The following is a 26,138-nucleotide window of genomic DNA, read 5'->3' on the forward strand; positions in this document are numbered from 1 at the left end:
TGTTTACACAATGAATAAGCAGGAAGCACTTCTGCATTTTAAAGAACATATTGTACAGGAGTTGTTGGAACAGCGTTTGAATGAAGTTCAGCAGATATTTAATCAGCGGCATATCGAACTTACAGCCGACTTAATAGCAACTTTTCAACAATTTTGTCAGCAAGTATTGGATATGCAGGATAAAGAGAAGAAAGCAGATATTGCATTTATTAACTTTTCCATGCTGCGTACATCGATCTTATCCGGATCCTATGTATATCTAATCGAAGCCTATTCAAATGAGTGGTATGAAGACCCGAATAAATGTCATTTCACCTATGATGTCTCCTGGTTGTATTCTTGCTTTGCTCTATTGATGGCTAATCTGAAGCAAGAGTCCAAAAAGTATATGAGTATCCTGAATGAAGCAGATGCAGAAATAGCGGCTCTTGAGACGCTTCCTTATTTCCATCAATTTATTGTTGCTTTGGTGCGTTTTGCTATACCTAATTTTGTAGAAAGTTCTTTGTATCAATCGATCCGTAAATCCACAAAAGTTACTATACGTGTGGGTGAATATAAAGATATAAGTGAACAGATATATGCAGTTGATGAGGAAGCGGCTGTGATTGAGCCGTCTATACTGCAGAATCAGGATGGATTCGCTTATGGCAATGCCCATAATGCTAATTTACATGGGTTGTATATGGAGCGTCAGGATATGAGGTATAGCGATTTCACCGGTGCACAGTTGGGAGCAGCCCGATTCAAGGAATGTTTTTTGTTTGGAACGCGTTGGTATCGTGCTGTAATGCCAGGATGTGATTTTGGAGGTTCGGTTATTAGTGACGCAGATTTCCGTTATGCCGATTTGCAAAATGCAATTTTCTGCCAAGCCAGTGCTCAACGATTGAATCATAAAGGTAAACGCCTGCCAGGAGTAATGGGCCTCCGTTTTGAATATGCCAACTTGGATAATGCCGATCTAACGGGCATTCACTTTTTTGAACAAGCCTATTTTACGGGAGCTTCCATGAACCAGACTCGCATGTATGTGCATGATCGAGACAAATTCATCTTCAGCGATGAACAGCGAAAAGCAATTCAGTGGGTGGAGGGTGAACAAAGTAATGAAACTGCCGCAATACTACTTACTGCAGAATGATGAACGGATAGAACGCAGAATCCAGCCATTCTCTCCGCTGGCGAATGGAAAAGATTTCGCAGCGATGCCTCCTGTACAAGTATGGAATACAATCGCACCCAAAGATGCGGAGTATACCGATTATTTGTCTATTGGTAGTACGGTATTATTTTCAGATCCGCTTAAGCATATTTTAAGTAAATACAATCTAAAATCGTCTTTCAAACTGATTTATCTAATGAGCCAGAATACAGGAGAATCACATTCCTATTGGGTATGTAATATGCCTGGTATACATGCATTATCTGTAGAAGCGGAATTTTATCCGCATAATCAAGCGTTAAAGCGTCTGGTGCTGGATGCTTCCCAATCGGAAGGACATCACTTCTTTAAATTGGAAGGGATTCGTGAACCTCATATCTTCTTGAGTATGGATGCTGCAGAGAGTCTGCTTCGCCGGTATTTGACAGGATATGTATTGCAACCGGTAGACATTCAGTAGGGGGATAAGCGAATGCAGGAATATTGGGATGAATTATTTCTGGACATCCATAACCAGAGAATAATAAATGATGAGATGAACTCCATAGAAACGGATGACTCCTGGATGAACTGGAATGTCGAAGAATGCATGCATGGGATTGCATCCGGTCATCTAACCGGCAAGGACGATCAGGAATGGCGAATAACAGCAAAAGGGTTGTATGAAGGACGACTGGTCCTTCATTTGCCGGAATCTTTTGTAGAGAATCACCAGATGAGAATAGGCCAATCATCAGATTCTATTCCAAGCTATATGTTTCAGGACAATCAGCAGCAAGTTGTTATTGGTGTTAAGCCTATTATGGAGAGGTTGAACGAAGATCAAATCAATACGATACTTGACCGGATGCTTGAGCAGACCAAACAGGCTCAGCCTAATATGGAGATCATGACAAGAGATATATTGTATATGGATGCTGCAGATACAGATATTCCTTATTATGAAACGGTTTTTTTATTAAAACCCGATCCTTTTATGCAAATTTTGTTTATTCGGACACTGGCTGAACGATCCTTTATTGTGAGTATGCAGTTCAAGCTGGAGGATGTGGCGTATTGGCAGCCATTGGCTCATGCCATCTGCTGCTCGATGCGATGGTTGGAAGAGTAAACGTTAATAAGTATTGATGAATAGAAAGGGGAATTGTGTATGTTTGGACTTGGAATGCTGGTTCAGGCGCTGGCCATGAATGTACTGGGTGGAGACGATTCTTATGTATCCAGAGGTGCTATGCTAAAGTGCAGCCAGGGTACGGACCCAGGTGTACTGAATCTGCCTATCGATCATGGAGTGTACGTACATGACCCGGAGAAGCCGCTACTTAACGTAGCTGATGCCATATGTGCACCCAATGGCAATATCAGTTCGGAAGGTGCTTTTGGTTTCTGTAAAGTAACAGGGAGCCTCTGCAAGCCAGTGATCAACTTCGGTACGAAGTGGAGTAATGGACAAACCAATGTACTGATCGATGGTGAACATGCTTTGTTAACCCGATCGACACTGCCATGTGCCTGTCAACCTGTGGTAACGGATGAATATGTCTTTTACGGGGGTACGACGACGGCAAGTTATACCAAAGTGAGCAAGCCATCATCGGACTTATCCGGTGGAGTGATTACCATAGAGACCAATGGTCAGGATTAATTGGAGATGTCTAAAAACAAGAGGTGATTGGAACATTGCAGCTTCCCGGCTTATTAACTTATAAAGATATGGAACTGATCTGGCCGTATGGTCATGTACGATTGCATCATATTGAAATGTATCAGGAAATGGATCATCATGCACGGATGCAAATTATCGGTATGATTAGTGAAGATCAGGAAAATGCTATCATTAACCATGCTGCCAGTCAGGATCCGGTAGAGCTATGGTATACCCAGAATGGCCAAAAAAGACCATTGTTCATGGGTCAGATCCATAACATCGAACTGCAGGGCGTACATAATAACCTACAGATCACATTGGAAATAGTCTCTCATAGTTTCAACCTGGATATGAAACTCAAAGAAAGATCATTTCAGCAGATTGACTGTACGTATATGGACATTGTAGATAGTGTACTGGACGACTATCCCAGGTCGGATAGATTGGATGAAGCATTGGGTGACCGTTTAACCGGACAATTCATTATGCAATATCAGGAGACCGATTGGGATTTCCTGCGGCGTCTGGCTTCACATGCCGGTGCGATGCTGCTGCCTAATATTACCATGCATGGTGTACAGATATGGATTGGTCTTCCGGAAGCACGCCGACATATTGACCTCCAAGATATACCCTTCCGGAATAAACGCACTATTGCTCCGTATATGAAGGACGCCGCTAATGGCAAGCAGACATCGGCTATCGACTATACAAGATATACATTTGAATGGCATAATATACTGGATATTGGAGATACCGTTATCCGGCACGAGATTAAATATGTTATCGTTAAACGTTCTGCCCAGATGCAAAAAGGGCAGCTGGTCTGGTCTTATGAATGTGCTCTTCCCGAAGGAATTAAAGTAACACGGATCCGCAATACGGTGATTACCGGGGCGGCAATTGAGGGCAAGATTCTGGATGTTCACAAAAACCAGGTCAAAATCCACCTGGATATCGATGATTCACAGGATCCTCAGCATGCTCGCTGGTTTCCTTATTCGGCAGAAGGTAATCAGGTCTGGTACCTGATGCCGGAAAAAGGAGCGCAGATCAAGCTTTATTTCCCAAGCGCAGAAGAGGACAGAGCCATGGCCATTCAGTCTGTCCGTACCAGCGCATCGCAACCTTCTCCGGTTGCGGCGCCAGTAGGTGCTCCAGCAGCGACATCATCAGCTCCGGCACCCATGGCGTCAGTTGTGCCAACCGAGAGTCCGGCAGCCCGTATGGAACGCAAAATGTCTGATCCAGGCACCAAGTCATTCGCCAACCCTCAGGGCAAGGAAGTCAGCATGAGCGGATCGGAACTGGCACTGAATGCGCAGGAAGGCGCTCTGTATCTGTCCATGCACATCTCCAAAGGAGTTAATCTGACCGGCAACCAGAACGTGTCCATCCATGCAGGTGGTTCCCTGGAATTGAACGCCAGCAAGATTTCCCTGACTGGAGCGGACCAGTTGCAGATGCAGACCCTGACCGATGTACTGCAGCTGAAGACGGATGCCTCAAGCAAAAGTGCGGAGATTACACTGGAAGCCTCGCGGCATGGTGTGCATGATCATCTGTTGTCTCCATTTGAACAAGCTTTGCAGAGCAAAGGACTGGCTGCGATTGAGAAGGAACGCAAATCTGCCAGCGCACAGGCGCAAATGGATGGAATGAAAGATGCCGGGGTGGAAATTGCTAAAGGGTTATGGGGACTTGTCGTCGATGTCGGTGATCTGACAACGACCACTATCATGGGAGATGCCGGTGCCCAGACGCTATACAGCTGGGTCAGTGGTAAGCCGGTCGGTACCCTGATGGAACGCAACGAGACGGTCAAAGGTACCGTTGAAGGGGCCAAAGCAGCAGGCACCTACGCCTGGGATACGGTAACATTCCAAAAATCGGGGAGCCAGCTCAAGTCTGATGCCGGAGCAGCCATCGATACGTACTTACAGCCTTTCGAGCAAGCGTCCAAGCAGTCGACCCTGAACCCGCTGACGAGCAGCAAAGAAGAGTACTATAGTGTCGGTTATGGAGGCGTCAAATCCCTGGAGCGCGTGATCGATACAGTTGGCGTTGCCAAAGGAGCTGCCAAACTAGTTACCAAAGCCGGTAAAATCGGCAAAAGTATGGCTAAAGCCGGAGCGAAGGAAGCGGCGGAAGAAGGAGCAGAAGCGGCTGCCCGTGCTGCCGGAGGTGGCAAGCTGCCAAACTCCAGACCGGGTCCAGCAGTTGGACAGGGAGGAGCGAAGCCAGGGGCGATGCCATTTATGGTTCCTATCGAGCGGCTTGGAGCGATGATGGAGAACCTCAGCGCCCGGATGAATCAGAACAGGCTGGCTACAGCAGGCGTTGGTGGACTGGATCATCATGGACCGATGCGGATGCATTCGCATATTCCGGAGGATACACCGGATCGGCTGCGACAGAAGCAGGATTTGAAGGATGGATTGTACTCAGGCAATGGACCTACTGTCATGCATCATAACAGCGGAGGAGCTATTAATTCTTCTCCGCTCACACAGGGCAATTCATCACCTCACACTCCAGGCACGTATACCTTGGTAGGCAGTGGTGAACAATTTATGCGTAATGCTAAGCGAAACAAGGTACTAAAACCGAATATTGAGTATAAACTGAAATCCAAAACTATACCGCCATCTGAATATACCTATCGTACAGATAACCAAGGACGTATTATTAGTTGTGAAGGAACGCTTAAATTAGGAAAGGGAAAGCGGAGTCTGAGTGCTCAGCGAAAAGCAGGTAATAACGGAATAAGACAAGATCGGTTACCTGGTGATCATGGTGGTCATATTATAGGAAGCCAGTTTGAAGGAGCTGGTGGCTTAGATAATATGGTTGCCATGGATGGACAAGTAAATGGTGCTGGTGGTAAATGGTATAAAATGGAGACCGAGTGGGCAGATGCACTTAAATCAGACCCCCCTAAAAAAGTAGAGGTTAAGATCAACATAAACTACTCTAGAAATTCCATAAGACCAGATTCATTTGAAGTGACGTATTGGATTGATGGGAAAAAGAAAGCTAGAACAATAAAAAATCAAGCTGGAGGTTAATTTATTTTATGATGAACGTAGAAAATATTTATCAAAAGTTAGCATCAGCTATAAATGATATCATTCCTACAGAGTGGGAAAAAGTCTATTTCTATGGTGAAGTCTTGGATGATTCGAGCGAAGTTTATTTTTATTTCAACACTTTGGAAGCTCCTCAAAATTATATATATGTGTATGAGATACCTAACCTATATCATGTAGAAGAAGAAGTAGTAGATAGGGAAGTTTTTGCATTACATGCTATCTGTGAAGAACTTCGAGAAGTTTTCCGAGAGAGTAACCAAGAATTATGGACGAATTTTACCATGATTATTGATCATACCGGGCACTTTAAAGTAGATTATGATTATACGGATCTGATAAATATAGAAATGACGGATTTTAAGCGCCAACTTATTTGGGAATACGATCATTTAGGCATGGTACCTACTCATCCTGGGGATCAGGCATTTTTAAAAGAGTATTTAGAAAAGAGAGAATCTCAAAACTAACTTATATTAACAGCTAAAGGAGAACATCAATGCAATGGAACCCTCAAGCTCAAGAAGTGGCTGACCTTCTAACTAGAATGAATAAGAAACCGCTTGAAATCGAAACCTACGAAGTAGCGAAAGTGAATATTGCGTTAGCTCTACTTCGAGAGCGGCCTGCCAATACCGAACTGACTTATGCTACGATTGGATTGAGCCTACTCCCTCTTCAAAATGATAAAGGAGAATCAGTAGGACCGTTTGAACTGATTGTACCTTCCTTTGCTGAAGATACAGCGTATCGAAAAGTGATCGACCAAGTAATCCAACAGATCCTAGAAACAAGAAGTGTTGGAAACACGATCTTTCTGAATGCGATGGAAGCGGGTTATCCTGATTTGAAAATGAAGCACATTTATCTAGTGAGCCCCTATTTTTGGGAACCGGTATGGGAGGATGGTGGGGAAATCATTCATGTGAATGGGAAACGTGTGCGCTGGCTGCAAGTAACGCCTATTTCCGAAGCCGAATACCGATTTGGTGAAGAACATGGCTACGCAGAACTGGAAAATCTGCTAGTGTCTCACGACGTAGATGCACCGGAGATTAATCGTGAATCTGTAATATAGATCGATTCAAATAACAGATGAGTAGTTAAGTTTTAAGACGATCCGGATAGTTGAGTTTACATCTGGAACAAAGAGATGGATCTTTACGATTACTTTGTCTATAGTATTATTGTAGGTCGGGACACGAGAATAATCTCGTGTTCCGACCTATTTGGGTTATACCAGCAGATTTGAAGCCATTAAAGTCTTGAAACTGGCAACCTAAGTCGGCAAGCCGAAGCAAACTAGAGCCATGTCTTTTACGGATTCTATCGAGCGGCTTGGTGTGATGATGGAGAACCTCAGCGCCCGGATGAATCAGAATAGGCTGGCTATAGCAGGCGTTGATGGACTGAATCATCATGGACCGGTACGGATGCATTCGCATATTTCGGAGGATACACCACAGCGGATGAGGCAGACGCAGGATTTGAAGGATGGCGCATATTCGGGTCGTAAGGCAAAAAGTGAGCCTGATCAGAAGCCTATACATCAAGAGTCGAAAGACCCTATAGCTGCATCGTCTAATAAGTTTGAAAACACCGAAGAGAAGATAGACTCTAAAGATAATATAAAAAAAATGATTCTTTGGAATTAAAAAAAGGTAAGCGTCTAGAGTTATCAGATTTCACTAAAGAAATAATGGAAACTAAGCCTATGAATTCACCTGTTTCTAAAAAATGGTACAATAAAGGTGGCCATATCTCAATTGATGAGAATGGAACCTGGACATACACTAACAAAGATGGAATATCAATTAGTTCTCCTGATGGGTATCCTGATTTCTCAGCATATTACCATCCTACTGTTAAGCCTGTAACGATAAAATTTACTATACCTAAGAATCCTCAAGAAGATTTCAAAAAAGCTAATTTAGAAGCAGAACTTAGTAGAGATTCTGATCCACCAGTGCCAGCAAATAATAAGCCCCCTGAAGGTTATACATGGCATCATCACCAAGATGGAGAAACGATGATTCTTGTTGATGAGGATATTCATAGAGAATTTAGGCATATTGGTGGTATGTCAACGATAAATGGAAAAAATAAAAAAGGAGATTAACTATGACAAATATGGATCGAGAAAATGAGAAGATAACTATAGATGATATTCATAAATTTGAAGCTGAGTATTTTCTTAAGCTTCCTGAACAATACGTTGACTTTTTACTTAAACATAATGGAGGATATCCAGAAAAATCAACATTTAAAATTTCTAATGAAGAAGGCGAGAGTGTAGTAAATAAATTTTATGGAATTGGCAATATGAAGGGTAATTTGGGCAAAGTATTTGAAGTTTTAGATGGAGAATTACCCAGAGGATTTATATCGATTGCTAATGATCCAGGAGGAAATGAGATTTGTATTGGAATTAGCGAGAGATATTTTGGAGAAGTTTATTTTTGGATACATAATATAGAATCAGAGGAAGAAATGGACAATATGTTTTTCTTGAAAAGTAGTTTCAATGATTTTTTTGATAACTTGTATTAAAAATCTATTCAATATAAATTATATCACTTATAGTCATAAAAAATTGATTATTTTTTTGTTCTTTTGTTGTTTAGAGCATATAATGCCAAATGAGTCGAATGGCTGAATTCGATTAGATATGACCTATATACTTCGTTTTAAAAATTTCTTTATTTTAGGTATACGTTTAGCAGGGGTTCCAGCTTTAGTATCTAAACATCATCGTTTTATCACCTTAAAAAGGTTAATCATGGAAATGAAAACTATGATCATCCTTTTTTTGTTATACTGACTGATCACCAAAGTCAGTAAGATTGGCAAAGGCATGGCCAAAGCCGGAGCAAAGGAAGCGGTGGAAGAAGGAGCAGAAGCCGCTGCCCGTGCTGCCGGAGGTGGCGAGCTGCCAAACTCCAGACCGGGTCCAGCAGTTGGACAGGGAGGAGCGAAGCCAGGAGCTATGCCATTTATGGTTCCTATCGAGCGGCTTGGTGCGATGATGGAGAACCTCAGCGCCCGGATGAATCAGAATAGGCTGGCTACAGCAGGCGTTGGTGGACTGGATCATCATGGCATGGTACGGATGCATTCGCATATCCCGGAGGATACACCGGATCGGCTGCGACAGAAGCAGGATTTGATAGATGGATTATATTCGGGTAATGGACCTGCTGTTATGCATCATGATAGCAAGGTAGTAGATAATCAAGAAAGTACTTCTAAGACACATGCGACTGAGAAATCTAAGCATCCAATAGAAGAAAAAAATAAAGATAAAGACAAAGAAACGATTGAGAAACAGAATGATATTGTAGATGATTACCTTAACAGTATAGTTGTAAATGGAATTGTTAATAATACTGAGATGAAAAAGTTGAAAAATGCTATTCAAAATCATGTTTTCAGTGTGGATGAATTGTCCAAGATTAGAAAGAAAATGTCTGATTTGGGTATTATTGAAGAATATAATAATGCATTAATTAAAATTGACTTTGGTAAGTATCTTAGAGGATTACTAGGGGCTCCCCCTACTGATATGAAAAATCCTCATGCTCACCATATTTTATTTAAAGTAGGTCTCGGTCAGAAACAAAAAGAATTAGTGCGAGAAGGCCAAGAGATACTTGGAAAATATGGAATTGATCCAATAATCGGACCGGAAAATCTTGTTTGGGCCCCAAATAGAATTGCTGGGCCACATAGTATTGAAGCTTTAGAAAATGTCATAAAGCAGTTGAAGGCAGTCGATGCGGCAGGAGCAGATGTAGAATATATTATTGAAATATTAGAAGATCTTGGAAAACAGGCTGCTTCTAGAAAATAGTGATTAAGGGAGTGTTTAGTATGGATAAGAATCAAGTTGCAAAAGATATTAGAAATTCCATAAAAAAGGGACAATTAGATACTTTTAAAAACTTAATCGAGAAAGATCCAGAAATGCTAAATTGGATGACACCTTTTGGCACTTGGTTACATGTGGCAGTAGCACACGGGCATTTAGATATAGTAGAATACCTTATTAAGCTAGGAATAGATATTAATGCACAAGGGGGAACTTTTTCTACAAATGCTCTTGAAAGAGCTGCTACAAAAGGACAATTAGATATTGCTAAATATCTAATTAGTAAGAATATAGAGATTGATATTAGCGAGCCAGATAGAAACCCTTTATTTGCAGCCGTATATGGTGGGAATTTAGATATTGTTAAATTATTGGTAGAAAATAATATAGATATATTTAAAAAGTATTCAGGAGAAATTATGAAAAATATGGACGCATATGCTTTTGCTATAGAAAGAGGGCAACTAGAAATTGCTGAATATTTAAAGCAGAAGATGAATAAAGAGAATTGATTTTTGTTAGAATAATGTGAGCAAGTTAAGTATAATGCAATCAAAAAATGATTAACTATCATAATGACTAAAACACTTAATTATTTGTCGAGGTGTGGTATTATCCCCTCAAGGTAGACAGTGAAAAAAGACCTCATGCTACAATGAGATCAACACTGGAGACCGGAGGGGATTTTTCATGGCCAAAAAGGACAGACATTTAACCGATACAGCGAAGAAACCAAGCGGAAAGCGGTTAGACTGGGAACGGAAGAAGGCTGGAGCTATTCCAAGATTATGGAGAAGCTAGGCATCTTAAACAAAACCCAGATTGGAAAGTGGATCGAAAAAGTAAGAACGAGGAAGGATTTACCGATGAACGCGGGCGATGGAACAAAACCAAATTTGAGAGCGTGGAAGAGGAAAATGTTTATCTTTCGTAGGTATTCTACGACCAACGACAATTAGAAAAGGCCTGCCGGCTGCATCAGCTGCCGACCGACTGGCTGCATCGGCATATCAGCATCAAGCACCAGCATGGGCGCATGATCGGCCGGAAAAAAGGTGTAGGCATGCAGCGTGCCCGGCAGATACTGAATCTGCCGCTCGTCGGAACGCCTCATCGGGCTATTGACGACGCCCGCAATATTGCTGGTATTTTTGCGCAAATTTTCGAACATATTCATATAGATGAATAAAAATATAGGACCGGGTGCGGACTGCGGTTTATCCTAATACATGGTAAAATAGAGATGAATTCCATGGTTAATTTGTATAGAATTACTGGAATCTAATCCGGATTGTGATAAACGGATAACATTTTTCATTTATCTGGGCATTGAAGCTTTTAGAATTAGGGGCTTTATCGCAGAGAGAGTACATAAATATCGCGAATATAAGGTATGACAGCAGCTATCACGGCTGTAGCGTTCCGTTAAGGTGTTTGCTGACTGTCACAGTAAAACGGAATACCAATTCTTGCATAAACGCGTAATATACTAGGCATTTCCGACTGGTTAATTAGACTTACCCGTCAGTCATTTAAATAAAGGGGGAACATGATGAAATACGATGATGAGAAGATTCTTGCTCTGCTCAATCAGGTGGAGCAGGCACAGCAAAATACCGATATTCTGGCAGGACCGGTCGAAGCGGAAGGTCAGGAATATACTTTTGAGCAGAGATCCTTTTTTGACGATCAGCTGTATCTGCATATCCCTTCCAGTTTTGTCCCCATGTCCAGGGAAATGCAGCGGGTCAAGTATCCGTATGAAGATCGTCCGGCTGTTATTTTGACCAATGCCAGAGGAGAAGTGGATATTACGCTCCAGCATGTAGATCAGCCGCTTCAGGATGACTGGGTACAGGAGCTGACCGCCGGCATGAAGCAAATGATTAAAAATATGCAGCCGACGAATGTATTTTATGAAGAGAAGACCGAGAGCATCAATGGCAAGACAATCGGCTATTTTGATTTTAAAAGTCCTGCACTCGACCAGCCTGCCTACCGGCTGCAATTTTTCCTGGAGCTGGGTGGAGAGACGGTTATCGGCGGATTCACCTGTTCGTATAAAAGCTACCAGGAGTGGCGCAGTCTTGTTATGCAGATGATTCATACTATTCATACCGATTCCCTGAAAGGAGAATAAGTCTGATGACCTTTGCATCCACCCATTCCCAATCCTTGCCTGATTTGTTGGGAGGCAGGCCATTACTGCCGACCATTTTCACCAAGGCTGATATCCGTATTGAGCCTTACCAGTTCGAACGGGTACTGGAGCTGCGCATCGTCAAGCAGCTGAATGAACATGTGACCTTCTCCCTGCGAGGCATCGTGCCAGAAGAACTGATGGACCAGTACGTTGAACGTGCCGACGAAGATGAACGGATTGATGTATTCATTAGCAATCTGTACGAGGAAGTCCGTTTGTTCCAGGGCGTCGTCACCGATATCTCGGTCAAGGCGATCAATGATGTGCGTGAGCTGCATATTGAAGCGCAGAGCATGACGTTCCTGATGGATATCAAGAAAAAGCAGCGTTCTTTCCAAAAAATTGAAGATACATATCGTGATTTGTTTAATCATCTGGGCAGCAGTTATGCCAAAGCGGAGATCCGGGATGAAGCTTCACATGGCCAATATCTGGAGGAGTTATTTGTACAGTATAACGAGACCGATTGGGTATTTGCTAAGCGGCTTGCTTCCAGGCTGAATGCGCCGCTTATTCCGATGTCTACACAGGCCGGACTGAAACTGATGGTCGGCGTACCGGAAGGGGATTCTCCGATTCTGCTGAACGAACATAACTATACAGTCAAAAAAGACCTGATGGAGCACAAGCTTAAGGCGAACAATGGGCTTCCCGATGACCGGGAAGAATCCAGTATCAGCTATGAGGTTAGCAGCTATGAGTTATTGGAACTGGGTAGTCCGGTCCGTTTCCAGGACAAGACATTGTATATCGCTTCCGCTGAAATCGCCACCGAAGGCGAACTGCTTATCGGACGCTATATTTTGCGCGATCGTCCAAGCTTCCGCCTGCGCACGATCTGGGCATTTGAACTGTCCGGGGCCTCCCTGTTTGGCAAAGTGACGGAGATTATGAAGGACCAGGTGAAGATCAAGCTGGATATCGACCAGGGATCCGACGAGAGCGGCGCCAAATGGTTCGCGTACTCCACTGTCTATTCCTCCCCGGATGGCAGCGGCTGGTATGCCATGCCGGAAGCGGGCGACCAGATTCGTCTTTATTTCCCGGATGAACGTGAGAAAAATGCCTTTGTCGCAAGCTCTGTCGATCTCAAATCATCGGACCCGGTGAAGCGCAGTGATCCGGCGATCAAAAGCATCAGCACCAAATACGGCAAGCAGGTCATATTCAAACCGGGAGCGGTAGAGATTATGGCGAGTGGACAGCTGCTGATCCGTCTGACCGATGAAGGCGGTATCGAGATTAACAGCAACAAAAAAATTATTATGACTGCGGACGAAGATATCGAGATTACCGGCAAAACCAAAATTACGATCGAAGGCCAGGAAGGCGTCGATTTCATCCAGGCTGGCGCGACCGTTAATATCAAGGATGATGTGAAGCTGAGTGGAGGCAAGGTGAATATCGAATGAAGATGCCGGACCGCGACAGTGCGCTGGATGAATTTTTGCAGCAGCATGTGCTGGAAGGCTGGCTGGGCGATCTGCCTTTGATTGAACAGCGCTTTGCAGAGCAGCAGGAGATCATTGAGCGCAGTCTGATAGACTCCCTTCGGGAAGCCTGCCGCATCGCCGCGAAGCTGCAGTCTGCCGGACAGAAAGGGCCGATCCGGTATATGTACATCTCTCTGCTGCGTACCGGCATTATGAACAACGAAGCGACCTACCGGATCGACTGTTATGACGAACGCTGGTTTCTCGATCCGGTCGATGCTGCAGTGCATTGGAATGCTGATTTTACATTCCAGCCGCTGTTTGACCGGATGCGTCAGCTGGATGAACTGCGCCGCCCATATGGCAGGCGGATTACGGTAATGGATATCGAGAAGATTCAGCAGATTGAAGCGATAAAGTATCATACGCTCACGGTTGAATTTATCAAGTCGATGATGCCTGTCTGGGTAGAGCATCCTGATTGGAATGAACTGAAAAAGGCTCCCGGCTGTGCCATCTATGCCGGTGAATTCCGCGATGAGAGCGAACTGCTCTGCCAGCTGGAAGACAATGTGAACGATGCGGTAAACGCTGGTGTACAGGGAGAGGAGCAGAATGAGCGATGGACTACTTTCTCCTGAAGCAGGATATGCGTTATACGGATATTCCGCGGCTTGAGCCGATTACCCAGCAGATTCCGGTATGGAAGCTGCCGCAGCTACAGCCGGATGATATTGCTCAGCCATTAGCGTTATATATTCGCTCCGAAGAGGAGAGCGAGTTTCTCGATTATATGGAGGAAGCGGTTCCACTGCTATCCGAGCGAATGATGAAGCTGTGGGCGATGTATGAGCCAGCGATGGTTTTTCGAATCGTCGTATTGATGGACAGAGAGCGACGGCTGCAGGTTCCATATTATATTCCTTTTCCGGTTACAGCAGATGTGCTGCATCCGGATAGTCAGTGGAATCAGGATCGTCGTCTGCTCAAGCATATTGTACTGGACGCCGCAAAACTCCAGCAGCGAAAAATCTTCCGGATTGCAGGCAGCACCCGCCCTGAAATTGTGGTCCGTCTTGATGCAGCTGAAAGTATGCTGCGCCGGGATATGACCGGGATTCGATTGGAGCGTCTTCCTGTTGGGATATCGACGATGACTAATTGATGAACATTGGGGTCTACATACTGAAAAAACGTTGCCATAAAGGAGGGAACTTACGTGGCAGATGAATACTACGTTGTACGCGGTGCTTCCATGCGCTGCAGCTGTGGATCACATCCTCGCAAAATCAACCTGCCGGTCAGTCACGGATCTTTTGTCAAAACCCAGCCGATGATGAATGAAGACGATTATAAGCCCGACAACGTACCGAGCTTTGGCGTATGCAGCAGCTCACTTAACCCAAGCTCGGAGACGGTGTATCTCGTTGTCGAGGGCGGTGGTCAGGTACAGGGCAAGCCATGCCTGCCGCAGCTGTGCCAGCCATGGATGATGACCAAGGAAAAGACACGGGTCGAAGGCAAGCCTGCACTGACCACATCGTCCTGCCATGTGTGTCTGTATAAGGGAAATATTACATTCGAAACGAGTGGACAGGAATGATGAGAGGGGCCGAAATGATAGAGACGATCATGGATGCACTTGGGCTGGGCAGTCCGGAGGTCATTGGCTATGACCAGCTCAAAGTAAAATGTCCGTACCCGCTTCAGCATATTCACGGGCTGGAGATTCAGTGGAAGCCGGGAGAGCATGCCAGGCTGCAGCTGACCGGCTGGATGGATGAAGATATTCAGATGCAAATGCCGCTCGCCGCTTCCGTACAGGATGAGATCGAGGTTACATATGGTTCATATGGGGCGGAGCAGCCGCTGTTCCGCGGTCTGGTTAACAAAGTCGAGGCGATTCGCCAGAATAACCGGCATGAGATTATTATTGAAGGTATTAGTGCTTCTTCCCTCTGGGATATTCAGAAGCGCAAGCGTACTTTCCCGGAGCAGACGCAGACGTATGAGGAATTAATCGGCAAGATCAACACCGATTATCCCGGCAGCTCCGTGGCTTTCCATACCGGAGGCGATCAGCAGGTCGGCGAAGCGATTCTGCAGTATGAAGAGACCGACTGGGCGCTAACCAAACGACTGGCGAGCCGGTTACAGACCGTCATCGTCTGTGATATGCTAAAATCCGTAAAGCCGAGACTGCATTTTGGACTGCCGGAAGGCAAGCAGGTGCATGTACCGGATAATGTTCCCTATACGGCACGTAAAGACCTCAAAGCCTATCAGCAGGCCGGAGGTTCAGCGGCCGGATTGCATGATACGGATTTCTTCCGCTATGAACTGCAGCATATCGAGCCGTTTGAGATCGGAGACCGGGTCACTTTCCGGGATAAAAAGTTAGTTGTACGCGAAGTACATGCCGTTATGGAAAAAGGACAGCTGCTGTTCAACTATGTACTGTCCCGTGAGCCCGGTGTCCGCAGCCTGCTCATCACCAATCCCAAAGCGATCGGTGTATCGCTGGAAGGAACCGTACTCGCGGTACGCGGCGAAGAAGTGAAGCTCAAGCTGGATGTCGATAAAGACGACGGCAAAGCCGATCCACACTGGTATCCATTTGCGCCGCCGACAGGCAGCCCGATGTACAGCATGCCGCAGGTCGGTACCAAAGCCACTCTGTATCACCCGGATGGTACGGGAACCCGCGCACAGATCATTGGCTCGGTACGTACCAATGGAGCGAGTGCGCCCAAGACGAGTGATCCGAATATCCGCTATTATGGCAGTGAGCACGGCAGTGAACTGAAAATGGCGCCGGATCATGTGCATATCCATGGCAATCCGGCAGGTACCATGGCGATCAGCCTGGAAGACGGCGTAGGCGTCACGATCCGCAGTCCCAAGAAATTGACGATTACCGGCAAAGAAGACATCGTTCTGTTCAGCAAAAAGAAAGTAATCATCCAGGCCGGCGAACAGATTATGGCCTACAAAACAGGCGGCACATCCGGCATCTCGGTAGAAGGCGAATACCATCTGCTCGGAGAAAACGTCTGGGCCGACGGAAGCGACCGGACAGCTTATGCCGCCTATCAGGATGAACCGCAAAAAGGAACACCACCACCGCCACCCGATCCACCAAAGCCGTTTGACTGGGGCAAGCTCGGTCGTAACGTGCTGGGTGGACTGGCGATTGTTGTGGGCGTGGCTGCGCTGGCCGCATTTACCGTAGCGACGCTGGGAGCAGGACCGGTAATTGTAGGAGCGGTTGCAGCAGGAGCAGCTATTGCCGGTACAGCAGCTGTTGGAGCGCAAGCCGTATCGGATATTGCCCGGGGGGAAGTGAGCGACTTCGGGGAGTATGCGACGACCGCCTTGCGGGAGTCGTTTATTGGAGCAGTATCGGGAGCAATCTTTGGGCCGCTGGCGCCGGCAGCTACGCTGCTTGGACGTATGGGAGCAGGAGGAGTCATTGCTTCAGCAGAGGATATCGCCAGTCAGCTGCTGCAAGGGAAAAAGATTGACTGGAATCAGGTGGCTCTGTCCGGACAGATTGGCTTCCTGACTGCCGGTTTGCTGGATGCTAAGGTATTGGGTGCTGTAAGTAAAGGACTCAAAAGCGGAGGAAGCAAGGTAGCGAACGGAGTCAAAGGAGCCGGAAGTAAAGTTGCCGATGGACTTGCAGGCACGAGCCAATGGATCAAAAATGGAGCAACCAAAGCAGGCGAAGCAGCTTCTCGTTCGATCAGTAAACTAAAATCTACCGGTAGTAAGCTGGGTACTAAAATCGAGAATCTTAGTACTTACGCGAATCGTAAGAATTACGAATTTGAAATTAAACGAGCTCCTCAATTGCAAATGGCTGGTGGACCGGACGTAGGATTCCCAAGTTATTCCATGTCGATTTCAAAAGAAGGAAATACTCCTTTATTTACTTTTAACTCCAAATCAGGAAAACTTGGTCCTGAAGCCAGTCAAGCAGAAATTAAAGCACGAATCGACGAACTCAGCGAACAAATGTCTAAACTGGATAAGAAAGCAAATGAAGAAGCTTATAAAAAATTAAATCGAGAAAAAAGTAAATTAACCAATCGATTGGATACTCCTGATGATATTAGTCAGCATTTTGATCTTACCGATGCCAAAGCATATGAGCGTAAAATTGATAATTCCAAGTATTATCATCATGATAAAGGTGACTTTGGCGAGGAAGTGGCTAAGATCATTGCTGAAAAGAATCAACTGGGAGATGATATATCCGATCTATTCCAGGTTGGAAGAAATGGTATTGATGGGACATTCTTGTCAAAAGGACCGCCTCCTAAGTTAACAATGATTGAGGCGAAAACATCCGAATATGCTAACTTTGGCTATTCTAGCCAACAGAAGCTAGGAGGGAAAAATTATTTTGAAGATATGCTTAAGAGCAAAGAAACAAGATACGCTGATTTTAAAGAAAAATATGATGATTTAAAAGATGATAATCCAGGATTGATATTTGATTATATAAGAGTGGAAGTAGATATTAGTAAAACTAAAGTTGGATTTGGTATAGACGAATTAAAAGTAAAAGATTGGAATAAAGGAATTGAAGAATAAAGTGAGGAGTATGCATATGATAAATGAAAAAAAGCTAAGTTTAGCATATAAAAAATATAAAAAAAACTTCAGTGAAGGAATTACACCGGAATATGAACAAAAAAGATATCTTCGAAGAGAAAATAAAATTAAAAATATTATTGAAACAAATGACACAGAAAAAGATCATATTTTGCTAAATAGCCTAGATAGCATTTTTGATTATAATATGTCTTTGTGGAAAGCTAATATTTTAATCCAAGAAGAATATAACACCAATTCTTTTAAAAATATGCAAATGACAATATTTTATGAATGTATAGCTCAAGAAATCTATGAAACTCGTTATCCTGATATGCATGTACAGTATAATTTTAAAGAAGTCATTACAGCATTAATCCATTTTGTGATGTTTGGTTGGGAAACAGAAGAAAAAATATTATTAACTTTTATCAAAAAAAACTTAGGTAAACATTTACTGGATGTTAATAGTCATTATAAGCATAGTTGGTATTTATTAAATTTATATCTACAATATCGAAATGAAAATATAATGGGATGCAATAAAGATATTCATCAAGTGATAAAAGAAAAGCTTTTAAAAGCAGGCCAAGAGGTAGAGTTTATTCCAATTGATCTTAATATTTATGATGAAATGCTTGCAAATTGGAATACAAATAGTGTTGAAGAAATTTCAGTTTTGATTTCGAAATTATCTGATTATCACATGGCATTGGCATCTGAATTAGGAAATTCTATCGAATTCGGCGATTATGTATATGCCTTTTACCCTTATGAAATTCTATTCTTGCTCCATGTCAGAAAAAAACTAAACCTGCCTGTTCCCAACTCTTTCGAAGATTTCCTGATGAATACGGCTGAAGCCAAAATGCAATTTGAAGATCCCGAGCCATATCCTGAGTGGGACCCTATGCTGCGCATGATTGATGATTTCTATCGAAAAAATTATTCGGAGTATATTCCTAATCAGCACGGTCCACTTTTTGAACAATAAAACCCGATACGAAAGGAAATAATCAGTATGTCGCTGGAAGCTATTTTACCTTTCATCTTTGATCACCCCGAAGATGTGAAAGCTATTCTCGAAGAAGATCCAAACGACCTGTATCAGTATATACTGGATTATGGATTCGCCACCAAAAAAATATTATATCTGGATTATCGTGGAGAAGAAGGCCGGGAAATCGTAAATTATATGCTGGACTACGAATTTGAACGAGGGATCGAGCTGGCTTCGGAAGATGTTATGGAAGAGCTGGACGAAATGATGGACTATGCGTTTGTTCAGGATAAAGTGAAAGTCGTTAACCAGAGAATTGCTCCTGCGGGTTATGGATTGTTTTTTTATCCAACAACTGGCGATTTCTATGCATTATTTCTTAGCAAACTGGAATACAAAGAACAACTGCTGCAAGTGGAAACACTGGATGATGAGAATATGCCTGAACAGGAACGTTATATCAAATATTATCTCTAATATACGTTTTAACTAGGAGTATATGAAATGCAGTGAGCAGGATTATGCACATAGGAAAGGAAAGCAGGCCAACTAAGTTTGATTATTCTTGGTCTGCTTCTTCTTGTCTGTGCTTCTGATTAGGCAAAGAGGTCTTTAAATGATATGGCACATGTTCTTCATTTAAGTTGCTGCTCTACTAGGTAAGAAAGGAGAGAATGTATTGAATGTCAGAGATTTTACTCAAGAGCAAGGAAGTTTTGGAGAAGAACTGATTGGCATTATTGCACAAAAGAATAATCTGGGCGAAGATGTCTCCCACCTGTTCCGAGCTGGAAGAGGTGGAATAGATGCTGCTTTCTTGGCCACCGATCCAGCTCCACGACTTACGATTGTTGAATCAAAGACTTCTTGCTGGGGAACATATCCGTATTCCCGTTTAAAAAAGCAAGGTGGAAGTATTTATTTCAAGCATCTGCTGAAAAGTTTGGATTATCGACATCGAGATATCCAGCTTCATTTCCAAAAGCTGATTTGTACGTATCCTGAACTTAACTTACATTTTATTCGAGTTGAGACACTGATTGAATTAACTGAAGATCGATTTGTAGTAGAAGATTTAAAGGTGAAAAGTTGGAAAGATTCAATAAATAAGTAATGGATAGTCTATTGTTGGCATAAAATGATACTGACATTAAGAAAGAGTAGAATCATATGAGCGAGAATCATGCTCATATACATAGCTAGCACGCTTTGGCCGTTTATTCTAACGATCACTCCGAAAGACAGCTCAGATGCCAAGATATGCCTTCCCCAAAGTAAACGATTACCGGCAAAGAAGATATCGTCCTATTTAGCAAAAAGAAAGTGATCATCCAGGCCGGCGAGCAGATCATGGCCTACAAAACAGGTGACACATCGGGGATCGCGGTAGAAGGCGAATATCATCTGCTCGGTGAAAAGGTATGGGCGGATGGTAGCGACCGGAGAGCCTATGCCGCTTATCAGGACGAACCGCAAAAAGGAACACCGCCACCTGATCCACCCAAGCCGTTTGATTGGGGCAAGCTCGGTCGCAACGTGCTGGGTGGACTGGCGATTGTGGTTGGTGTGGCTGCGCTGGCAGCATTTACCGTAGCGACGCTGGGAGCAGGACCTTTGATTGTAGGGGCTGTAGCGGTAGGAGCAGCAGCAGCTGGCGGTATTGCGGTAGGTGTACAGGCTGCATCGGATATTGCTCGGGGGGAAGTGAGCGACTTCGGGGAATATGCGACAACCGCACTGCGGGAGTCGCTGATTGGAGCCGTGACTGGAGCAGTATTTGGTCCATTGGGAGTTGGAGGATCGATCGCCGGTAAAATGGCACTGGGTGGTGCAGAAAATGCCATATCCGATATTGCCAGTCAGATGATGCAAGGGAAGAAATTCTCCGAAATTGACTGGAAGTCGGTTGGGATGAGCGCAGGACTCGGTGTGGCGACTGTGGGCGTTGTTAACTCCAAAGCAGACAAGGCGATAGGAAATGCCATAATTACTGGAGCTAAAAAGACTCCTGCTTTTATTAAAAATGGAGCCAAGGCTTCCGTTGAAGCTTTCCAAAGTTCATTGAATAAACTTAGTGAAACAGGGAGTAAGCTGGGTCAGAAGATAAAAAGCGGATTAGATAATATGATGAGTCCTCAGATGATGACTGCTGAGGGTGTACCTATAAGATTAAATGAATCTGCTAATATAAAAAATACAGAAATACCAAAAACAGAAGTACAAAAAAACTATCTTAAAGTTATGGAGCAAGGCCAAGGAACTAATCTTTCTGTAAGGGAAAAACAGAGACTAATTCCAGGTACTCCAGGTGAAATCGAAGTTAGTGATTCAACGAAATTAGGTAAAAACTTATTGGAAACTATGGGATTAAAGAGATCAGATAGTTGGATTGATTATCAAGCCCAGCATATTATCCCAGGTGAATTATACAACCATCCTATAATAGAGAAAATCGGAATGGAGATCAATCATGCTTCTAACGGCATATTTTTACCAATTCCTTCTTCGAAAATAAGTCCTATGAGTAGACACGCTGGATACCATAGTATCTACAATAGGGTAGTAAAAAAACAACTTGATAAAATGGATATTAATGCTAGTGTTGAAGTGCTTGAAAAGCAAGTTTATGAATTACAACAGAAATTGAAAAAAGCAGTTGAGCAAGGGCTTCCTTTGTACAAATCTAAGATTCCTAATCAAAGACAACTAAAACGTTTACTGAAGAAACCAATAGAAGATAGGATGGAAATATGGGATAGAGGCGGAGGAGCCACAGAAGAATTATGGGAAAGGTGGATAAATAAATGAAGTATGGAGAAAACACCATTTTAGTGCAAGAGGTTATTGATTTTATAAGTAATAATCTTTTATTTGGCAATGAGAAAAAAAGCAATTTAAGTAGTTTGATAATTAAGGACTTTGAAAAAGCGAAAGATCTGGCATGGTCTCAAAATTCAGAATCAGTAGACGTACTCTGGCAAGATATTAAATCAAATGAAAGTGCTAAAATATTAAATATCATATCTCGCAACGAAGATCTGAAGATGATGGAAGACGAATTATACGATATATTTTTGAGCGAAGAGAATTATAATGAAGAATTTTTTCCTATGGAATTCTGGGATATCAATGAAGAAGTGCAGTCAGATCTGTATAAATGTGCCTTGAATCGTTTAGTAAATGGACAGAAAGAAAGCTTTTATGAATATATCTTTGAAATTTATCAAGCAGGTGGATGGGCATGTGGTTGGGAAGGACAATATCCTGAAGGAAAACTTATAATTTTTATTCCTAATGAAGGATTTGAAAGATAATAGAATTTAGAATTCATGAATCTTAATAAAGCTTAGAATGAAGGTGGCAATATAAAAGCAAACGAAGTATTTAATAAGGTATGTAGCTTGATAGCAAGCAATTATTCAGAGCGCGTTTGGAAATACTCTAAATCAAGTCATTGGATGACTAAAAAAGATAAAAAGTATACCTATAAAGTGTTTTTTTATACTAGTTGGAATAATATATCGGATAAAAATGTAGCATTTTATAGCGAATTTGCGATCATCAATTCCAGTTCAAAAAGAAAAGTATTTCACCTTGATACTCGCCAGTGTAATATACCTAAAGGTCAATCGTATTAGAATATAGCTAACGAACAACAACAGAATTCGGCTCTTTATGAATGTAAGAAGTGGCTGGATGAGACTTGCATGCCGATTGCAGATGATTGTATTAATAACCTGGATGAATTTGTGAAAAAAGTTGTAACAGAGGGCTTTTATCCATTGTTGGGTTACATTGTTGATATTGATTTTGTCTTGAATGAAGGTTCGCGCGAATTAGCAGAAGAAGCAGCCAAAAGATATTATGATCATTTAAAAGCTCCCATACAAAAAGAGTTCAGAGATAATTATGCGAGTATGATGGCAGATGAAGATGCTGTAAGTGCATATGGGAATAATATGATGCGAAACCCATCTAATTTTAGAACAATCATAGAAAATAAAATTAATATTAATTTTTAACCTAGGAGGTGTCTAAAAACTCAATAATGAGTTTTAGACACCTTCTAAATATGTTACGATTTTTTAATCCTTGATATAAGTTTATTTTGTGAAAAATGTATTATAAATAGCCTTGAATAGCTCCAGTACTTAAAAAAATTAAAGCTTGATTTTAAAAGTTCTTACTTCAAAGCGATTTTAGTAACATAAAAGATTACACTAGGATAAGTGTGCAACTTTTGCAGAATTGTCTAACATGCTTAAGGAACTTTCAAAAAAATATATAACAGTAAACTAGAACTAGATAAATTAAACACTTAATAAATTTTGAAGTTCTTTTCGACTTAGTTTGAATGAGCTTTTTTATTTGAAAATTTAAAGTGAATAAGCATATTTGGAAGAATAATATAAAGCTTAAGTTGATAAAAACAAGAAGAATGTAGTAATTAACTGGAACTCATATTGATTGATAGAAAAGTGATTCTTCAGTATCTTGGTAGCCCTAGATTATGTGCATATCTATGGCAATCCGGCAGGTACCATGGCGATCAGCCTCGAAGATGGCGTAGGCGTCATGGTCCGTAGTTCCAAGAAATTGACGATGACCGGCAAAGAAGATATCGTCCTATTTAGCAAAAAGAAAGTGATCATCCAGGCCGGCGAGCAGATCATGGCCTACAAAACAGGCGGCACATCAGGCATCTCGGTAGAAGGCGAATACCATCTGCTCGGAGAAAACGTCTGGGCCGACGGAAGCGACCGGACAGCTTATGCTGCTTATCAGGATGAACCGCAAAAAGGAACGCCACCACCTCCGCCTGATCCGCCCAAGCCGTTTGATTGGGGCAAGCTCGGTCGCAACGTGCTGGGTGGACTGGCGATTGTTGTGGGCGTGGCTGCGCTGGCCGCATTTACCGTAGCGACGCTGGGAGCAGGACCGGTAATTGTAGGGGCTGCAGCTGCCGGTAGTATTGCGGTAGGTGTGCAGGCCGAAACCAAATTTATATGGTGATCCCCAAATCCAAGACCTAGTGGTCCTTTAGCATCGGATAGTGAGATTTATTATACTGAACCTGGTAGTGAGAAAATAAATCATAAATGAATTATTAATAAAGAAACAGGTAAAGGATATTGGGATGAGCTTGATTAGTTATTGAAGGAGGTTATGTTTTGAGTTTAGTACAGTCCCCTAATTTATTTACAATCGCAATGTTTCCTTCTGTAAAGTTGAGGGAAATTGATTTACTTAACAAGCTTTTAGATATATTTGAACAGGATGAAAAATTTATTCCAACACATTGGGGAAATAATGAGTTGGTGCGATTAGATTATAATCGCAATGATATTTTGAATATAATATCTGCAAAAGACATTGGAATTTCAGAATTATATTTATATCGTAATCAATCTCGTATAGAATACTCAGGACGTTTCAATCTGGATTTATCTTTCCGATCTTTCTTTGAATTTGATTTTAAAAAAATGGCTACTGAATACTGGCACTCTTTTTTTAAATTTTCTGATCAATGTGCCGAAATTCTCAAACCACGTTATGGTATAGCTCATATATTTTGGCCCTCTGTTATCCCTTGGGAGACAGAAACAGAGAAGTTGCAGCGATGGATGAATTTTTGTTCACAGCCAGCACCAGTAAATCTAGGAGTTAGTGGGCCACTTGGCTTGTCAACAAGAACCTATTTTGGATCTGATATTCTTACTCTTATTGATCAAGAAATTCTAAAGAATACGCCAGCAATAGTTACTAAATTAAAATGGGGTGGAATTTGTATTGATGTTGCAGAAAAATCCTGGGAAGTGAGTAAGGATGATTTACTTCAAAAATGGGAAAAAGCAATGAATTCTTTCGAAAAAAATGAATTATTTGCTGTACCTAAGTTTAATCAAAAAAATCGTAGAAGTATTTCTTTTCAAGCTAATAAAATTTGGGAGAATTATATAAAATCTAATTTAGAGGTATAGTGATGGAACCTTCTTACAGAAAAAATATTATCTTATATAAGCGAGTTTAAAATTGAAAACCAAGTTATTAAGAGGTTGAATTTAAATGAAGCCGATTTTTCTTATACCGGTTTTTCTGGAATAATGGCAGATGGAATGTCTGCTGTAATGTCTAATTTTGAAGCCTCGATTTTTGTGAATACTTCTTTTCTGGATTGCAATTTTGAAGGTGCAAATTTTAAAAATGGAGAATTAATAGGTACTTCTTTAAACTTTTCTTCATTACAAAATGCGAACTTGGCAAATATAAACGCAAAAAAAGCAAGCTTTTCATATGGTAATTTGACAAATACTATTATGAGAGATGGTAATTTTAAAGATGCTGATTTTACAAACGCAATTTTAGACAATGTGGATTGGCAGGGAGCAAATCTAGAAAATGCAAAGTTTGATTTAGGAATGTTTGAAAAAATCAGAAAAACGTTTGAAGTTATTTATTAAACCACACCAAATAATAACCGGGGAGCGACTCAAAGTTGTTGCTCGGTTATTTTTTTTGGTACCATTCGCTGCAAAAAGCAACTGAGCAAGGACTTCCTCTGTATAAATCTAAGACTCCTGCTCAAAGACAACTGAAACGATTGTTAAGGAGACCGATGGAAGATAGGATGGGAATCTGGGATAGAGGTGGAGGAGCAACAGAAGAATTAAGGGAAAGATGGATAAATGAAGTATGGAGAAAACACCATTTTAGTGTAAGAAGTGATTGATTTTATAAGTAACAGTCTTCTATTTAGTGATGAGAAAAAGAGTGATTTAAATATCTTAATAATTAAAGATTTTGAAAAGCAAAAGATCTGGCATGGTCTCAAAATTCAAAATCAGCAGATGTACTCTGGCAAGATATTAAATGACGAATTGTCAATCCAAATGCAACAGTTCGTTTTGAAGCGATGCGTGTGTCGACTTCTAGCCTAAACATTTGCGAGGCCGGTTGTTAATCAGGTGAAGCGCGTGCTGAAGCTCAGCGTCGGACACTTTGGCAAAATCATGGCCTTTGGGAAAAAACTCTCGAAGCCATCCGTTCGCATTCTCTTTGGAACCTCGCTGCCAGGAAGAATATGGATCGGCAAAGTAAACATAGGCCTGCTGAGCTTCTTGCGCGTCGTACCG

The 26,138-nt window shown here is 42.3% G+C and carries 27 protein-coding genes and 2 pseudogenes; 27 read left to right on the forward strand and 2 right to left on the reverse strand.

Features of this window, described 5'->3' with window-relative positions:
- Positions 1-10 precede the first annotated feature (10 nt).
- The 12 genes from WH45_RS13265 (at position 11) to WH45_RS13320 (ending at position 10,282) form a co-directional block, all read left to right on the forward strand.
- A complete protein-coding gene (locus WH45_RS13265) occupies positions 11-1,144 on the forward strand; it encodes a pentapeptide repeat-containing protein (RefSeq protein ID WP_046214882.1) in 1,134 nt (377 codons plus the stop codon).
- Positions 1,110-1,625, forward strand: coding sequence for a hypothetical protein (locus WH45_RS13270; protein ID WP_046214883.1), 516 nt, complete (start codon positions 1,110-1,112; stop codon positions 1,623-1,625). The genes WH45_RS13265 and WH45_RS13270 overlap by 35 nt, the downstream gene beginning before the upstream one ends.
- A gap of 12 nt (positions 1,626-1,637) precedes the next feature.
- A complete protein-coding gene (locus WH45_RS13275) occupies positions 1,638-2,276 on the forward strand; it encodes a hypothetical protein (protein WP_046214884.1) in 639 nt (212 codons plus the stop codon).
- Positions 2,277-2,315: 39 nt separating this feature from the next.
- Positions 2,316-2,810 (forward strand): DUF4280 domain-containing protein, encoded by a 495-nt coding sequence (locus tag WH45_RS13280; RefSeq protein ID WP_046214885.1) that lies wholly within the window; start codon positions 2,316-2,318, stop codon positions 2,808-2,810.
- A gap of 35 nt (positions 2,811-2,845) precedes the next feature.
- Positions 2,846-5,881 (forward strand): DNA/RNA non-specific endonuclease, encoded by a 3,036-nt coding sequence (locus WH45_RS13285; RefSeq protein WP_052723771.1) that lies wholly within the window; start codon positions 2,846-2,848, stop codon positions 5,879-5,881.
- Positions 5,882-5,889: 8 nt separating this feature from the next.
- A complete protein-coding gene (locus tag WH45_RS13290; RefSeq protein WP_052723772.1) occupies positions 5,890-6,372 on the forward strand; it encodes an immunity protein YezG family protein in 483 nt (160 codons plus the stop codon).
- 29 nt (positions 6,373-6,401) lie between these two features.
- The gene (locus tag WH45_RS22880; RefSeq protein WP_052723773.1) at positions 6,402-6,980 is read left to right on the forward strand and encodes a suppressor of fused domain protein; all 579 of its coding nucleotides are present in this window, start codon (positions 6,402-6,404) and stop codon (positions 6,978-6,980) included.
- 232 nt (positions 6,981-7,212) lie between these two features.
- Positions 7,213-7,557, forward strand: coding sequence for a hypothetical protein (locus tag WH45_RS13300; RefSeq protein WP_046214886.1), 345 nt, complete (start codon positions 7,213-7,215; stop codon positions 7,555-7,557).
- Complete coding sequence (locus WH45_RS13305; RefSeq protein ID WP_235338369.1) at positions 7,548-8,021, forward strand: HNH endonuclease; 474 nt, start codon at positions 7,548-7,550, stop codon at positions 8,019-8,021. The genes WH45_RS13300 and WH45_RS13305 overlap by 10 nt, the downstream gene beginning before the upstream one ends.
- 2 nt (positions 8,022-8,023) lie before the next feature.
- The gene (locus tag WH45_RS13310) at positions 8,024-8,452 is read left to right on the forward strand and encodes an SMI1/KNR4 family protein (RefSeq protein ID WP_046214887.1); all 429 of its coding nucleotides are present in this window, start codon (positions 8,024-8,026) and stop codon (positions 8,450-8,452) included.
- 304 nt (positions 8,453-8,756) lie between these two features.
- Positions 8,757-9,752 carry an AHH domain-containing protein gene (locus WH45_RS23925; RefSeq protein ID WP_235338371.1) on the forward strand — a complete coding sequence of 332 codons (996 nt, stop codon included), beginning with the start codon at positions 8,757-8,759 and terminating at the stop codon, positions 9,750-9,752.
- Positions 9,753-9,772: 20 nt separating this feature from the next.
- A complete protein-coding gene (locus WH45_RS13320; RefSeq protein ID WP_046214888.1) occupies positions 9,773-10,282 on the forward strand; it encodes an ankyrin repeat domain-containing protein in 510 nt (169 codons plus the stop codon).
- 443 nt (positions 10,283-10,725) lie between these two features.
- Here the strand turns inward: WH45_RS13320 and WH45_RS23605 are convergent, their stop codons facing one another.
- Positions 10,726-10,941, reverse strand: coding sequence for a hypothetical protein (locus WH45_RS23605; protein WP_156075160.1), 216 nt, complete (start codon positions 10,939-10,941; stop codon positions 10,726-10,728).
- A gap of 378 nt (positions 10,942-11,319) precedes the next feature.
- On the opposite strand from WH45_RS23605, the gene WH45_RS13330 reads away from it, so the two are divergent.
- From WH45_RS13330 to WH45_RS13405, 15 genes and pseudogenes are all read left to right on the forward strand, one after another.
- On the forward strand, positions 11,320-11,910 hold the full coding sequence (locus tag WH45_RS13330) for a hypothetical protein (RefSeq protein WP_235338372.1): 591 nt from the start codon (positions 11,320-11,322) through the stop codon (positions 11,908-11,910).
- 5 nt (positions 11,911-11,915) lie between these two features.
- Complete coding sequence (locus WH45_RS13335) at positions 11,916-13,385, forward strand: phage baseplate assembly protein V (RefSeq protein ID WP_152663555.1); 1,470 nt, start codon at positions 11,916-11,918, stop codon at positions 13,383-13,385.
- Positions 13,382-14,047, forward strand: a complete 666-nt coding sequence (locus WH45_RS13340; protein WP_046214891.1) for a hypothetical protein — start codon at positions 13,382-13,384, stop codon at positions 14,045-14,047. The genes WH45_RS13335 and WH45_RS13340 overlap by 4 nt, the downstream gene beginning before the upstream one ends.
- Positions 14,029-14,571 (forward strand): hypothetical protein, encoded by a 543-nt coding sequence (locus tag WH45_RS13345; protein WP_046214892.1) that lies wholly within the window; start codon positions 14,029-14,031, stop codon positions 14,569-14,571. The genes WH45_RS13340 and WH45_RS13345 overlap by 19 nt, the downstream gene beginning before the upstream one ends.
- 54 nt (positions 14,572-14,625) lie before the next feature.
- On the forward strand, positions 14,626-15,009 hold the full coding sequence (locus WH45_RS13350; RefSeq protein WP_082096776.1) for a DUF4280 domain-containing protein: 384 nt from the start codon (positions 14,626-14,628) through the stop codon (positions 15,007-15,009).
- A 14-nt stretch (positions 15,010-15,023) separates the two neighbouring features.
- Positions 15,024-18,005 (forward strand): hypothetical protein, encoded by a 2,982-nt coding sequence (locus WH45_RS13355; protein ID WP_235338373.1) that lies wholly within the window; start codon positions 15,024-15,026, stop codon positions 18,003-18,005.
- 16 nt (positions 18,006-18,021) lie between these two features.
- Positions 18,022-18,999, forward strand: coding sequence for a hypothetical protein (locus WH45_RS13360; RefSeq protein WP_046214893.1), 978 nt, complete (start codon positions 18,022-18,024; stop codon positions 18,997-18,999).
- 27 nt (positions 19,000-19,026) lie between these two features.
- The gene (locus WH45_RS13365) at positions 19,027-19,482 is read left to right on the forward strand and encodes a DUF6630 family protein (protein ID WP_046214894.1); all 456 of its coding nucleotides are present in this window, start codon (positions 19,027-19,029) and stop codon (positions 19,480-19,482) included.
- Between the two features lie 202 nt (positions 19,483-19,684).
- Positions 19,685-20,119 (forward strand): hypothetical protein, encoded by a 435-nt coding sequence (locus WH45_RS13370; RefSeq protein WP_052723774.1) that lies wholly within the window; start codon positions 19,685-19,687, stop codon positions 20,117-20,119.
- A 236-nt stretch (positions 20,120-20,355) separates the two neighbouring features.
- Positions 20,356-21,813, forward strand: coding sequence for an AHH domain-containing protein (locus WH45_RS23930; RefSeq protein WP_235338374.1), 1,458 nt, complete (start codon positions 20,356-20,358; stop codon positions 21,811-21,813).
- The gene (locus WH45_RS13385; protein ID WP_046214895.1) at positions 21,810-22,319 is read left to right on the forward strand and encodes a hypothetical protein; all 510 of its coding nucleotides are present in this window, start codon (positions 21,810-21,812) and stop codon (positions 22,317-22,319) included. Before WH45_RS23930 ends, WH45_RS13385 begins: the two co-directional genes overlap by 4 nt.
- Positions 22,320-22,370: 51 nt before the next feature.
- A pseudogene (locus WH45_RS13390) lies at positions 22,371-23,027 on the forward strand (hypothetical protein).
- A 472-nt stretch (positions 23,028-23,499) separates the two neighbouring features.
- Positions 23,500-24,018 (forward strand): hypothetical protein, encoded by a 519-nt coding sequence (locus WH45_RS13395; RefSeq protein WP_200897695.1) that lies wholly within the window; start codon positions 23,500-23,502, stop codon positions 24,016-24,018.
- Between the two features lie 158 nt (positions 24,019-24,176).
- Complete coding sequence (locus WH45_RS13400; protein WP_235338375.1) at positions 24,177-24,986, forward strand: hypothetical protein; 810 nt, start codon at positions 24,177-24,179, stop codon at positions 24,984-24,986.
- Between the two features lie 75 nt (positions 24,987-25,061).
- On the forward strand, positions 25,062-25,466 hold the full coding sequence (locus WH45_RS13405) for a pentapeptide repeat-containing protein (protein WP_082096777.1): 405 nt from the start codon (positions 25,062-25,064) through the stop codon (positions 25,464-25,466).
- 468 nt (positions 25,467-25,934) lie between these two features.
- On the opposite strand, the pseudogene WH45_RS23935 reads toward WH45_RS13405, so the two are convergent.
- Positions 25,935-26,105, reverse strand: a pseudogene (locus tag WH45_RS23935) (IS30 family transposase); the annotation flags it as partial.
- Between the last annotated feature and the right edge of the window lie 33 nt (positions 26,106-26,138).

The sequence above is a fragment of the Paenibacillus wulumuqiensis genome (assembly GCF_000971965.1).
GTDB classification, from domain to species: Bacteria; Bacillota; Bacilli; order Paenibacillales; family Paenibacillaceae; genus Saccharibacillus; species Saccharibacillus wulumuqiensis.